This is a genomic window from Pseudomonas oryzihabitans, assembly GCF_007665395.1.
Taxonomy (GTDB): Bacteria; Pseudomonadota; Gammaproteobacteria; order Pseudomonadales; family Pseudomonadaceae; genus Chryseomonas; species Chryseomonas psychrotolerans_C.
In genome coordinates this window covers 220,472-233,060 of the sequence record NZ_VDND01000001.1, presented here as the reverse complement: position 1 = coordinate 233,060, position 12,589 = coordinate 220,472, and the positions used below count along the sequence as shown (strand labels likewise).

The following is a 12,589-nucleotide window of genomic DNA, read 5'->3' as shown; positions in this document are numbered from 1 at the left end:
GCTCCAGAGTCCAGGCCTTAGATGACTTTCTGCAGTGCTCCGACCGAATGGTTATTGGACAGCCTCGAATGCGACGCCAGCCTCTTCCACGCCGGCCGTTACTGCGGTGGCTGGCAAGCCTCCACCCAGGGCTCGGCCCGCGCCAGTTTCCACCTGCTGGTGGACGGCCAGTGCTGGTTGCACCTGGATGGGCAACCGGCGCAGTCCCTGAGCAGTGGCGACGCGGTGTTCCTGCTGCACGACCTGCCCTTTCGCCTGGCAAGCAGTGCCAGCGCTAGCGACGCAAGCCACCTGCCGCGCGGTCGGATGGGCGCCCTGGCCGAACGCCCTGGCGAAGGCGCCGGCTTGGTGTGTGGCTTCTTCGAATTCGCCGGCAGCCTGTCACGACTCATCATCGAGGCCTTGCCGCCCGTACTGGTGCTCCGCGCCGACGCGGCCCAGAGCCAGGGCCCCCAGGCGCTGTTCCAGTTGATCCGCAGCGAAGCCGCCGATTCGCGCGGCTCGGCCTTGGTGCTGGAGCGCCTGAGCCAGCTGCTGTTCCTCTATGTGCTGCGCGACCAGCTGACGCGACCCGCCGAACCGCTCGGCGGGCTGGTGGCCCTGGCCCGCCACCTGCAATTCGGTCCCTTGCTGGAGCGCCTCATAGCGGCACCGGAACAGCCCTGGTCCCTGGTGGAGATGGCGGCCGTGACCGGCCTGTCGCGCTCGGCCTTCAGCAAGAGATTCCTGGAGGTCAGCGGCCAATCCCCCGGCCAGGTACTGCTGGCCCTGCGCCTACGCCGTGCCTGTCGCGAGCTGGACGCTGACCACAGCGTGGAAACCGTGGCCGAGCGGATCGGCTATCGCTCGGTGGCCGCCTTCGTCCGCGCCTTCAGCAAGGAGTACGGTCTACCGCCCGGCGCCTATCGGCGGCGCAAGCGACCGGGGGCGTCGGCGTGACCTCCCTGCCACTGGCGCCACGGAGCGCAGACGCCAGAGGATTGAACCTCAGGCGCTGCACTGGGCGAAGGAGGCGATTGGGCCGCTGAGGCGACTGCCAGGCGCCTCATCCGGCGCTCCCGGAGCCGGGTCGCTATGGCTCGATCAGGCCACCAGCAACCAGGCACCGGCGCCGGCCGAAGCCAGTCCGAGCACCCGCACGATGGCGCCGTTGCTCATCGACAACCCGCGCGCCAGGGCGAAGCCAGCGCCGTGCAGCCCCAAGGTCGCCACCGTGAAGCCCAGCGCATAGGCGACCGGACTGCTCATCTCCGGTAATTCGAGGCCGTGGGCAATGCCGTGAGCCAGTCCGAACAGGGCGGTGATGGCCAGGGCCGCCACCTCAGGCGGACGCGCCGCTACCGTGACCAGCACGCCGAGGGTCAGGACCGAGGCGGCGATGCCGGTTTCCAGATAGGCCATGGCGAAGCCGGCGAACCCCAGCAGACCGCCGAGGACCATGCTGCCGACGAAGGTCAGGGGTAACAGCCAGCGCGCGCGTCCCCTTTGTTGGGCCGCCCAGAGACCGACGGCGAACATCGCCAGCAGGTGGTCGAGTCCGCTCAGCGGATGCGCGAAGCCTGCGAGCAGGCCTGATTCGTCATGCCCCGGGTGGGCGAAGGCGAACGCCGGAAGCAGGCCGAAGGCCGCGCCCAGCGACAGCCGTATCAATCGAGTCTTTTGCATCAAGGCACTCCTGCAGTTCAAGAATGGCCGGGTGCCGACAGCCGTACCGCCGACACCCTGCCCCGCTACCTCAGGGACGCGGCGGCTTGGGGAAGGCGCCACGGGCCTGCTCGTAGGCGTGGGCCACGCGCAAGGCCAAGGCGTCCTCGAAGCGCGGGGCGACGATCATCATCGCCACCGGTAGGCCGTCGGCCAGCCCCGTGGGCACCGAGGTCGCCGGGTGGCCGGTGAGGTCGAACGGCGCGGTGTTGGCCAGCATGTTCAGGGCGCTATGGACGTACTCCTCGATTGGCGCATCGGCGGCGGTCAAGGGAGTGGCCACGAAGGGCATGGTCGGCATCACCAGCACGTCGAAATCCTTGAACGCCTCGTCGTACTGACGGGTGAGCTCGGGGACCAGCATGCGGGCCTTGGCGTAAGAGGCGCCATGGAGGTTCTTCAGGCTGTAATGGCCGGTCAAGGCGACGGCACGGACACTGCTGGACAAGGCATCGGCGTGCTCCCGACGCTTGGCCCCGAAGTAGCTCATGATCTCCGGGTCGTAGTAGCCGTCCACGTTCATGCCATAGCCATTGCCTTGCAGCATCTGGTAGGCCGCGCCATCGGTGGCGACGACGTTCCAGATGTCCAGCGCCACGCCGGAATGCCAGGGCACGCTGGCTTCGCCGACCGTCGCGCCGAGGCGTTCCAGTTGGGCGATCGCCGCCTTCACCTGGGCATCCACCTGGGCCTCGGATACGCCCAGAATGCCGAAGCCTTCCCGCAGCACCCCCACGCGGAGCCCGGCCACGCCCTGGTCCAGGGTAGTCATGCAGCTGACGGCTGGCGGATTCTTCTGGCGCGAATCGAGGCCATCGGCGCCCGCGATGACATCCAGCATCAGGGCCACGTCGTGGACGCTGTTGGCCATGGGGCCGACGTGATCGATGGTCCTTTCGATCGGAAAGGCGCCGGTGTAGGGGACCAGCCCGTAGGTGGGCTTGTGGCCGACGATGCCACTCCAGGCCGACGGCATGCGGATCGAGCCGCCCTGATCGCCGCCAATCGCCATGTCCACCTCGCCCAGCGCGACCAGCACGGCACTGCCGCTGGAGGAGCCGCCGGCGTTGCGGGTCAGGTCCCAGGGATTCTTCACCGGGCCGCTAGCCGCGGTGAAGCTGGCGCCGGAAAAGCACAGGTCCTCGCATACCGACTTGCCGACCACGGTCGCGCCCGCGGCCAGCAACCGCTTGACCACCGTCGCATCCTCGGCGGGGATGTAGCCGTCCAGGCTGAGCGAGCCGTTGGCCAGCGGCACGCCGGCCACCGAGACATTGTCCTTGATCACCACGGTCTTGCCCGCCAGGGGGCCTTGGGCGGCGCCCGCGATGGTGGTCTTCACATACCAGGCGCCGTGCCGGTTATCGGCGTCAGCGGCCTTGCTGAAGGTACGCGCGGGTGGCTGCTGGGCGAGGGTTTGCGCATAGAGGGTATCGATGGCGTCGTAGGAGCCGAGGGTTTCGTCGGCCAGGTTCAGGAAGGACTCCAGCTGGCTGTCGCTCAGGTGATAGCCGTGGTCTTCGGCAGCGAGGAGGAAGTCGGCTTTGCTCGGGCGTTTGACGGGCATGGAAGGTTCTCCAGGTAGCGGATGAGGACTGTCCGGAAGCGGGCAGCCGTTGACTCGAACCCGCTGCGCGGTTGCGCAGGTCGCGGTTCGTTCCGGAGGACGCCGTTGTCCACGCCGGTCGCCACGCGGTGATCCATACCTGCCGATGAGGGCGTATGGCAGTCTTCCGCGCAGAAGAGGATCAGGCCCCTGGGGGCCGACACTCAGGAACAGGCTTGTTGAAACAACTCGTGGGCCTTGACCAGGGCTTCGGCGATCTTCTCCACCGGCTCACGCTTGGCCATGGCCTGGTCGCGCAGGGCGTTGTAGGCATCGATTTCCGACAGGCCCTTGGTTTCGATCAGGATGATCTTGGCCTGCTGGACGGTGCGCATCACTGCCATCCGGCCCTCCAGGCGCTTGACGTGCTTTTCGCGCTCGCGGGCCTTGCGTGACTGGCTCAACGTCAGCGTCAGTGCCGTGAGCAGACCGAAGGACCGCACCGGCGACGGGATCACCGAGCAGGCGTTGAGCTGCACCAGGGCCTCGACGATGATCGGGTTTTCGTAGGCGATCACCGGGATGATCGGCGGCGTGGCGGCATGCAACAGCCATGGCGTGTTGGTCGAAAGGCTTTCCGGGGACACCGCGAGCACGATCACGTCCGCCTCGGTAGTGAGGCGTTCCGGGATAGGCCATTGCACCCGCACCTGGCAGCCGATGCGTTGCAGTTGGCCGATCAGCTGACGGCCGTCGTCATCATCCGGATGCACCACCAGCACGCTGATGTCGCGCAGGTCCTTGATCCCCACGCCGGGATCGGTGCGTTGCCGCTTCTTTGCCGCGCGCAGGGTCATAGCGCCCTCCCCGTGTTGCTCGACCAGTCGTTCAGTCGCGGCGCTATGGCGTAGGGATCCGGCCGGAGGGCGCTCTGGCTTTCATAGAGGATGTCGAACTGGCCTTCGGCGTTGGCCCGTCCGATGCGCGAGAACAGGTAGGTGTGGTGGTTGTCCGCGTCGATGCGAACGCGCCCCTGGGGCGCATCGAACTCCAGCCCGCGCATCGCCCGCACCACCGCCGCGACCTCGGTGCTGCCGGCACGGAGAATCGCCTTGGCCAGCAGGTGCACCTGGAAGTAGGCCGCCTCCCAGCAGCGGTCGGTCACCTGGTCCTGACCGAAGAGTTCACGGTAATGCGCGATGCACTGGCGGTTGATGGCCGTGTCGACCGACTGGAAGTAGGTCGCCGCCGATATGTGCCCCGCCCCGAGATGGACCCCCATCTGCTTGATGTCGGTCTCGCTGGTAGTGAGGCTGGCGATCGGCATCACGGCGGGATCGAAACCGGCATCGGCGTACGCCTGGTACAGGTGCCCCATGGTCGCCCCGACCACCGTGGAAAAAATGAACGACGGCTTGAGCTCCCGGGCCTTGGCCATGAGCCTGGCGAAGTCCTCGGGGCGGGCATTCTTCAGCGGCAGGTAGTATTCGCCCAGCTTGATTCCGCCCCGCTCGTACAGCAGGTCGCTCATCAGCCGATTGGTTTCGTAGGGATAGACGTACTCGGACCCGATCATCAACACCCGCTTGCCGAAGTGGTCGAGCATGTAATTGCCCAGGGGCACGGCGTTGTGGTTCGGGGTCGCACCGGTGTAGATGATGTTGCGCGAGTACTCGAAGCCCTCGTAGTACACCGGGTACAGCAGCAAGGCGTCATAACGCTCCACGACCGGCAATGCCGCCTTGCGCGTGGCCGAGGTGTAGCAACCGAAGAAGAACCTCAGGTTTTCCTCGCGAATCAGCGACTCGACGTGCATGGCGTACAGCGCCGGCGTCGAATCGGGATTGCGGGTGACGAGCTCCAGCGGCCGCCCCCCTACTCCACCGGCGGCGTTGATCTGCGCGATGGCGAATTGCGCGCCGCGCCTTGTCGAGCCTTCGGCGGCGGCCGTGACTCCCGTATCGGAAAACAGACCGCCTATGCGGATCGCCTGGTCAACCATGCCTATCAACCTTGTTCAACGTGAGCGCACACGCCCGCTGTCCGCCAGGGAACGAGCCCTTTGCAAGGGAACAACGGACGAAGATTCGGTGAGCGATGGCCGTGGATTCGACGGCTGCTCTCAGGCGACCTGTGCCTGGAACCGGTGCGACTGCGCTGTCGCGGCCGGTCATGCGAGGGGCCTTCCACACCTGCCGGAAACGGGCGTGCGACAAGGGACCCTGCGAGGGTAGTGCCCTGCTCTCCTGCAGATTGCGGGCCACCTGGGCGGCAGCCGGACGCGCCTGGCGTCGGCAAACGCCGACGCGGGCGCGCAGCCCGCCCAGACGACCGTCACGGCAACGGCGATTCGTCCCGCTTTTGGTGCAGGGAACGGCGTCCCTGCGCCGAAGTGGCGCATGGCCAGCCTTCTGCGCAATTAATGCAAGGAACTCAGGCGACAGCCGCCGTCCGTCCCTGATCCGCGCCTTTCCGGCACCTGGCACCACCCTTGCAAAAGCGCTTGCGAGACATCGCGCCGGCTGTTTGCCCTACGCCCACTTGGCAAGTAGGGGGACACCCCGCGTACGACTGGATCGGACACTGTTGTCCCGCCAGATTCGGCACAAGAAGCCTGACCTCCCGGTTATTCGACCAACCGGGACGTCGGGCTTTTTTTATTCCTGGGGAGAAAGCAAATGCACAACGACAAGCGCCGTTTGATCAAGCATGCCCTGCTGTTGGGGGCCTTCAGCCTGTTGCCGCTGTCCCTGGCCAGCCAGGTCCAGGCGGCTGACACCGTCAAGGTGGGCATCATCCACTCGCTCACGGGCACCATGGCGATGAGCGAAACCTCCGTGGTGGATGCGGAAAAACTCGCCATCGACGAAATCAACGCCAGCGGTGGCGTGCTGGGCAAGACCATCGAGCCGATAGTCGAGGATGGCGCCAGCGACTGGCCGACCTTCGCCGAAAAGGCGCGCAAGCTGCTGGAGAACGACCATGTGGCGGTGACCTTCGGCGCCTTCACCTCGGCCTCGCGCAAAGCCGTGTTGCCGGTGTTCGAGCGCAACAAGGGCCTGCTCTACTACCCGACGTTCTACGAGGGGTTGGAGAAGTCCCCGGCCATCATCTACACCGGCGCCGAGGCCTCGCAGCAGACCCTGGCCGCGGTCGCCTGGCTGATGGCCAACAAGGGCAAGAGCGTCTACCTGATCGGCTCCGACTACATCTGGCCGCGCACCACCAACAAGCTCGCCCGCGTGGCGGTGACCAAGCAAGGCGGCTCGATCGTCGGCGAGGACTACCTGCCGCTCGGCAACATCGAGTTCTCCTCGGTGATCAACAAGATCAAGGCCGCCAAGCCGGACATCGTCCTGTCGACCGTGGTCGGCGGCTCGAACGTGGCCTTCTACAAGCAGCTCAAGGCGGCCGGTATCGACAGCAGCAACCAGACGCTGATGGCACTGGCCGTCACCGAGGAAGAGGTCACGGGTATCGGCGCCGAGAACCTCACCGGCTTCCTGACCTGCATGAGCTACTTCCAGAGCCTGAAGAATCCGGTCAACGACAAGTTCGTCGCCGCCTTCAAGACGCGCTACGGCCAGCAGCGCGTGGTCGGCGATCCCATGGCGGCCGCCTACACCGCGGTGTACCTGTGGAAGAAGGCGGTGGAAAAGGCCGGCAGCTTCGACGTCCCCGCGGTGATCGCCGCCTCTTCCGAGCTGACCCTCGATGCCCCGGAAGGCGAGGTCAAGGTGCACAAGGACAACCACCACCTGTGGAAGCGCGCGCGCATCGGCACGATCAACGCCCAGGGCCAGGTCGACGTACTCTACGAGTCCGCGCCCATCGAGCCCAATCCCTTCCCGAAACTGTGAAGCCCGGTGCCGGCGCGACTCGCCTCGCGCCGGTGGCCATCCAGGGGCGGTGAGCACGGCTCCGCCCCCGTGCAGCGACAGGTAGCGACGCTATGACTCTCGATATCTTGATAATGCAGGTGTTCAGCGGATTCTCGCTGTTCTCGGTACTGGTGCTGATGGCGCTGGGCCTGACCATCGCCTTCGGCCTGATGGGCGTCATCAACATGGCGCACGGCGAGCTGATGGCGCTGGGTTCCTACATGACCTACGTCACCTCCCTGGTCTTCCAGCGCTACCTACCCGAGTTCATGGGTTGGTATTTCCTCGTTGGCATCGGCGTGGCCTTCGCGGTGACCTTCGCCTTCGGCTTCCTGCTCGAACGCTGCTTCATCCGCTTCATGTACAACCGGCCCCTGGACACCTTGCTCGCCACCTGGGGCCTGTCCCTGGTGTTGCAGCAGGTGTTTCGCCAGGCATTCGGCCCCAAGGAGGTCAGCGTGCCGACCGTGCAGTGGTTGCAGGGCGCCTGGAAGGTCACCGCGGGGCTGGAGCTGCCGCTCAACCGGATCTTCATCATCGGCCTGACCTTCGTCATCGCCGGGGCCGTCTTCCTGTTCCTCTACCGCAGCCGCTGGGGCCTGCGCATCCGCGCGGTGACCCAGAACCGCGCCATGGCCGGGGCCGCCGGGATCAATACCGCGCGCGTCGACGCCGTGACCTTCGCCCTGGGGTGCGGCCTGGCCGGGATCGCCGGCAGTTCCTTCACCATGCTCGCCTCCACCGGCCCGGTCAGCGGCCAGCAGTACCTGGTGGATACCTTCATCGTGGTGGTGTTCGGCGGCGTGGAAAGCCTGCTCGGGACCTTCCTGTCCGCCTTCGCCATCGGCCAGACGCAGATATCGCTGGAGTACCTGACCACGGGCTCGATGGCCAAGGCCATCACCCTGCTGGTGGTGATCGTGTTGCTGTTCTTCCGCCCCAACGGCCTGTTCGCCGCGAAAGTGAGACGCTGAGATGAATGACATGACTGAAAAGCCCTTGGGCCGGCCGCAGGCAGCCTCCCTCGCCCAGCGCAGCCGCCGCGCGGGTTGGCTGCCCCTGATCGAGCGCCATGGATTGCTTTGGCTGTCGATCCTGCTGCTGGTCATCCTGCCCTTGAGCCTGGGTGACTTCCGCCTCGGGCTGGTCGGCAAATACCTGAGTCTGGCGTTCTGCGCCCTGGGCATGGTGCTGATCTGGGGCTACGGCGGCATTCTCAGCCTCGGCCAGGGCATCTTCTTCGGCCTGGGCAGCTACATGATGGCCATGTACCTGAAGCTCGAGGCCACCGCCACCGACGAAGCCGCCAGTGCCCTGGCGGCCTTCTATGGCTCCGCCCTGCCCGACTTCATGATCTGGAACAGCGTCGACGCCCTCCCCTGGTGGTGGAAGCCGTTCGAGTCGGCGACCTTCACCCTGGCCGCGATCCTGGTCATACCGCCACTGGTGGCGTTCGCCTTCAGCTACGCCTACTTCAAGAAACGCGTGGGCGGCGTGTACTTTTCCATCATCACCCTGTCGCTGGCGGCGATCATGTCGATCATGATCATCGGCCAGCAGGGCTACACCGGCGGCGTCAATGGCCTGACCGACTTCAAGACCGCCTTCGGCCTGAGCCTGCAAACCCCGCAGACCCCCTGGATCCTGTACCTCATCACGGCGCTGCTGTTGCTCGGCTGCGTGGCCCTGTGCGGCTTCATCCTGCGCAGCCGCCTGGGCAAGGTGGTGGTGGCCATCCGTGACCGCGAAGACCGGGTGCGCTTTTCCGGTTACAACACGGCGTTGTTCAAGGCGTTCATCTTCGCCGTGGCGGCGCTGATCTCGGCCCTCGGCGGAGTGATGTTCACCCTGCAGGTGGGCCTGGCCTCCCCCTCGCTGGTGGGCATCATTCCGTCCACCGAGATCGTCATCTACGCGGCCCTGGGCGGCCGCCTGTCGCTGGTCGGCGCCGTCTACGGGACCCTGCTGATCGGCCTGGCCAAGACCTATCTGTCGGAGAACTTCGTCACCTTCTGGCAGTACTTCATCGGCTTCCTGTTCATGGGCGTGGTGCTGTTCCTGCCGACGGGGCTGGCGGGGCTGGTGCAGCGCCTGAGCAACCAGGGAGACGAGCGATGAGCGCAATCCTCTTGAGTGTCGAGGACCTGACGGTGTCCTTCGATGGCTTCAAGGCCGTGGACGGCCTCAACTTCTACGTCGAGGAAGACCAGGTTCACGTGGTGATCGGTCCCAACGGCGCAGGCAAGACCACCCTGCTCGACATGATCTGCGGCAAGACCCGTCCCAGTGCCGGCAGCATCCGCTTCAAGGACCTGCAACTGGCCAACCTGATCGAGTACCAGATCACCCGCGCCGGCGTCGGTCGCAAGTTCCAGAATCCCTCGGTGTACGAGGACTTGACCGTCCGCGAGAACCTGGACATCTCGTCCCCGGACCGGCGCGGCCTGTTCAATTGCCTGTTCGCCCGCCAGGACCGGGCGCTGCACGCCGAAATCGAGCGTACCGCCGAGATGATCTTCCTGCACGAGCACCTCGGCCGCAAAGCGGGCTTGCTCTCCCACGGCCAGAAACAGTGGCTGGAGATCGGCATGCTGCTGATGCAGAGGCCCGAACTGCTGTTGCTCGACGAACCCGTGGCGGGCATGAGCGCCGGAGAGCGGGAAAAGACCGCGGGCTTGCTCAGGCAGATCGCCAAGGGGCGCGCCATGGTCATCATCGAGCACGACATGGAGTTCGTGAAGTCGGTGGCCGACAAGGTCACCGTCCTGCACCAGGGCAAGACCCTGGCCTACGGCTCGATGGATCAGGTGCAAAACGATCCGCGGGTCATCGACGTCTACCTGGGGCATTGAGCATGCTGACCGTCAACAACCTCAACGTGTACTACGGCGACAGCCATGTCCTGCGTAACCTCGACCTGAGTCTGGCGCCGGCGGAATCCCTGGCCATCATGGGCCGCAACGGCATGGGCAAGACCACCCTGCTGCGCAGCCTGGTAGGGATGCTGCCCGCCCGTAGCGGCAGCATCCAGTTGGCCGGCGAGGAACTCAGCGGGCGCAAGAGCTACGACCGGGTCGCGGCAGGCATCGGCTTCGTGCCCCAGGGCCGCATGATCTTTCCCTACCTGAGCGTGGAAGAGAACATCCTCAGTGGCATGCAGGGCGCACCGGCGGCGCCGATTCCCGACTACGTCTACGAATATTTCCCGGTGCTGTTCGAGATGCGGCGGCGCAAGGGCGGCAATCTCTCCGGCGGCCAGCAGCAGCAGCTGGCGATTGCCCGGGCGCTGGTCTCCAACCCCAAGGTGCTCATCCTCGACGAGCCCACCGAGGGCATCCAGCCCTCGATCATCAAGGACATCGCCCGCGCCCTGAACCTGCTGAAAAAGGAGCGCGGCTTTTCGCTGATCGTCTCCGAGCAGGTGCTGTCCTTCGCCATGGCCGTCGCCGACCGCTACCTGATCATCGAGAAGGGCGAGTTCGTCCACAGCGAGGTCCGCGAGACCGTCGACCGCGAGCGCATCCTGCGCTACCTGACCATTTGAACCGGCACCGGAGACCCCGCCATGTTGATCCTCGACCGCATCCTCGGCCAAGCCAGCGACCCGGCGCTCGCCGATAGGCTGCACGCCCTGAGCCACGGTGGCCAGGTGGAGACCCTGGTCCTCTCGACCAGCGATATCCAGCGGCATCGCCTGCGCCTGGCCAGCGACCAGGGCACCGACTGCGCCATTCGCCTGGAGCGCCATCAGCAGCTGCGCAACGGCTCGGTGCTGCTGCTCGAGGGTCAGCGCGCCATCGTCGTGCAGATGCAGGATCCGCAGTACCTGAGGCTACGCCCGCGCGACGCCGCCGCCGCGCTCGAACTGGGTTACTTCGCCGGCAACATGCACTGGCAGGTACGCTTCGCCGATGACCAGTTGCAGATTCCGTTGTCCGGGCCGGAAGCCGACTACCTCGAACGCCTGGCGCCGATGCTGGCCGACGGCCGGGTAGCGCGCGCATGAATTCGCTGCACAGCAGCCTGCTGGCGCTGCAACAGGCTGACAGCTTCTTCCCCGGCGGCGCGGTGGCCTGGTCCTGGGGGCTGGAGACACTGGTCGCCGACGGGCGCCTGGGCGGCGAGGCCCTGCCACGCCGCCAACGGGGGACGGTCCGGGATCGCAGCGCCCAGGTCAGTGGCTTCGTCACCGGCCAGCTGCGGCATCGCTGGGCCAGCTTCGACCGGGCATTCCTGGCCGCGGCCTGGAGCGCGACTGACCTGGCGGCCCTGGCCGACCTCGACGCCCAGGTCGAGGCGCTGACGCTCGCCGAAGAGCTGCGCCAGGGCTCACGGCGCCTGGGGCAGTCGCTGCTGGGCGTGCACGTCGCCATGGGCACCCCGGATGCCGCCGCCTATCAGCGCCAGGTGCTGGCGGGCGAGGTGCCGGGCCACCTGGCGGTGGTGCAGGGCTTGCTGTGGCAGCGCCTGGGCATGCAGCAGGAGCACTGCCAGCTGGCCGCCGCCCATGGGCTCTGTACCGGCTTGGTGAGTGCCGCCATCCGCCTGGGCGTCATGGGCCATCTGGATGCCCAGCGGGTCCTGACCGCGATCCAACCCCTGCTGCTGGACATTCTCGCCCAGCCCCTTCCCGCGCTCGAAGACGTCAGTGGCTTCACCCCGCTGGCCGAAATCGCCGTGATGCGCCACGAAACCCAGGAATTGCGACTGTTCGCCAATTGAGCCGGCCGCCCTGCGCACCGGCCAGATAGGAGCTAGACCATGCTGCTGACCCCTACGGAGCTCGAACGCCTGACGCTGTACACCGCCGCCGAGCTCGCGCGCAAACGTCGCGCCAAGGGCCTGCGCCTGAACTATCCGGAAGCCAGCGCCCTGATCGCCGACGAGATTCTCGAAGGTGCCCGCGAAGGCCGCAGTGTCGCCGAGTTGATCGGCTTCGGCTCGACCCTCCTGACCACCGATGACGTCCTGCCCGGCGTAAGCGACTTGCTGCCGGTGCTGCAGGTGGAAGGGACCTTTCCCGACGGCACCAAGCTGGTCACCGTGCACCAGCCCATCCGCCCCGGTCGACTGGCCCTGGAAGAGGGACCCACGCCCGGAGAGATCCTTTCCCCCGCCGGCGACATCCAGCTGAACGCCGGCCGGCCCACCGCGACGCTGCGGGCGGTCAACACCGGTGACCGGCCGGTGCAGATCGGCAGCCACTATCACTTCTTCGAGGTCAACAAGGCGCTGGACTTCCCGCGGGAAACCGCCTTCGGCATGCACCTGGACATCCCCGCGGGGACCGCCGTGCGCTTCGAGCCCGGCGAGTTGCGCGAGGTGCAGCTGGTGCAATTCGGCGGCAGCGGCGACATCCACGGCTTCAGCGGCCTGACCAACGGCAACCTGCACGATCCGGCGTGCAAGGCCACGGCCTTGCAGCGCGCCCGCGCACAACAATTCAAGGGAGCCTGAG

General features: G+C 66.4%; 13 protein-coding genes. 9 read left to right on the top strand and 4 right to left on the bottom strand.

What is annotated here, in order from left to right; genetic code table 11:
* The first annotated feature begins 21 nt into the window (after window positions 1-21).
* Entirely contained in the window at window positions 22-939 is a 918-nt protein-coding gene (locus FSV73_RS01050; RefSeq protein ID WP_145002602.1) for an AraC family transcriptional regulator, read from the top strand.
* Between the two features lie 144 nt (window positions 940-1,083).
* On the opposite strand, the gene FSV73_RS01045 is transcribed toward FSV73_RS01050, so the two are convergent.
* The 4 genes from FSV73_RS01045 to FSV73_RS01030 all read right to left on the bottom strand — a co-directional run bounded on the left by FSV73_RS01045 (window position 1,084) and on the right by FSV73_RS01030 (window position 5,252).
* Window positions 1,084-1,665: a HupE/UreJ family protein gene (locus FSV73_RS01045; RefSeq protein ID WP_145002599.1), complete on the bottom strand. Its 582-nt coding sequence runs from the start codon at window positions 1,663-1,665 to the stop codon at window positions 1,084-1,086.
* Between the two features lie 70 nt (window positions 1,666-1,735).
* Window positions 1,736-3,271 carry an amidase gene (locus FSV73_RS01040; RefSeq protein WP_145002596.1) on the bottom strand — a complete coding sequence of 512 codons (1,536 nt, stop codon included), beginning with the start codon at window positions 3,269-3,271 and terminating at the stop codon, window positions 1,736-1,738.
* Between the two features lie 203 nt (window positions 3,272-3,474).
* On the bottom strand, window positions 3,475-4,107 hold the full coding sequence (locus FSV73_RS01035; RefSeq protein ID WP_145002593.1) for an ANTAR domain-containing response regulator: 633 nt from the start codon (window positions 4,105-4,107) through the stop codon (window positions 3,475-3,477).
* Window positions 4,104-5,252, bottom strand: coding sequence for a transporter substrate-binding domain-containing protein (locus FSV73_RS01030; protein ID WP_145002590.1), 1,149 nt, complete (start codon window positions 5,250-5,252; stop codon window positions 4,104-4,106). The genes FSV73_RS01035 and FSV73_RS01030 overlap by 4 nt, the downstream gene beginning before the upstream one ends.
* Before the next feature lie 676 nt (window positions 5,253-5,928).
* Between FSV73_RS01030 and urtA the strand changes: the two genes are divergently transcribed.
* The 8 genes from urtA (at window position 5,929) to FSV73_RS00990 (ending at window position 12,588) form a co-directional block, all read left to right on the top strand.
* Window positions 5,929-7,110, top strand: coding sequence for an urea ABC transporter substrate-binding protein (urtA, locus tag FSV73_RS01025; RefSeq protein ID WP_145002587.1), 1,182 nt, complete (start codon window positions 5,929-5,931; stop codon window positions 7,108-7,110).
* A gap of 92 nt (window positions 7,111-7,202) precedes the next feature.
* On the top strand, window positions 7,203-8,105 hold the full coding sequence (urtB, locus tag FSV73_RS01020) for an urea ABC transporter permease subunit UrtB (protein WP_039976323.1): 903 nt from the start codon (window positions 7,203-7,205) through the stop codon (window positions 8,103-8,105).
* Window position 8,106: 1 nt separating this feature from the next.
* Window positions 8,107-9,249, top strand: a complete 1,143-nt coding sequence (gene urtC / locus FSV73_RS01015; RefSeq protein WP_145002584.1) for an urea ABC transporter permease subunit UrtC — start codon at window positions 8,107-8,109, stop codon at window positions 9,247-9,249.
* Window positions 9,246-9,983: an urea ABC transporter ATP-binding protein UrtD gene (urtD, locus tag FSV73_RS01010; RefSeq protein ID WP_007162455.1), complete on the top strand. Its 738-nt coding sequence runs from the start codon at window positions 9,246-9,248 to the stop codon at window positions 9,981-9,983. The genes urtC and urtD overlap by 4 nt, the downstream gene beginning before the upstream one ends.
* A 2-nt stretch (window positions 9,984-9,985) precedes the next feature.
* The gene (gene urtE, locus FSV73_RS01005) at window positions 9,986-10,675 is read left to right on the top strand and encodes an urea ABC transporter ATP-binding subunit UrtE (protein ID WP_007162456.1); all 690 of its coding nucleotides are present in this window, start codon (window positions 9,986-9,988) and stop codon (window positions 10,673-10,675) included.
* A 21-nt stretch (window positions 10,676-10,696) separates the two neighbouring features.
* The gene (gene ureE, locus FSV73_RS01000; protein WP_145002581.1) at window positions 10,697-11,137 is read left to right on the top strand and encodes an urease accessory protein UreE; all 441 of its coding nucleotides are present in this window, start codon (window positions 10,697-10,699) and stop codon (window positions 11,135-11,137) included.
* Window positions 11,134-11,853: an urease accessory protein UreF gene (locus FSV73_RS00995; protein WP_145002578.1), complete on the top strand. Its 720-nt coding sequence runs from the start codon at window positions 11,134-11,136 to the stop codon at window positions 11,851-11,853. The genes ureE and FSV73_RS00995 overlap by 4 nt, the downstream gene beginning before the upstream one ends.
* A gap of 39 nt (window positions 11,854-11,892) precedes the next feature.
* Window positions 11,893-12,588 carry an urease subunit beta gene (locus FSV73_RS00990; protein WP_145002576.1) on the top strand — a complete coding sequence of 232 codons (696 nt, stop codon included), beginning with the start codon at window positions 11,893-11,895 and terminating at the stop codon, window positions 12,586-12,588.
* The last annotated feature ends 1 nt before the right edge of the window (window position 12,589 follow it).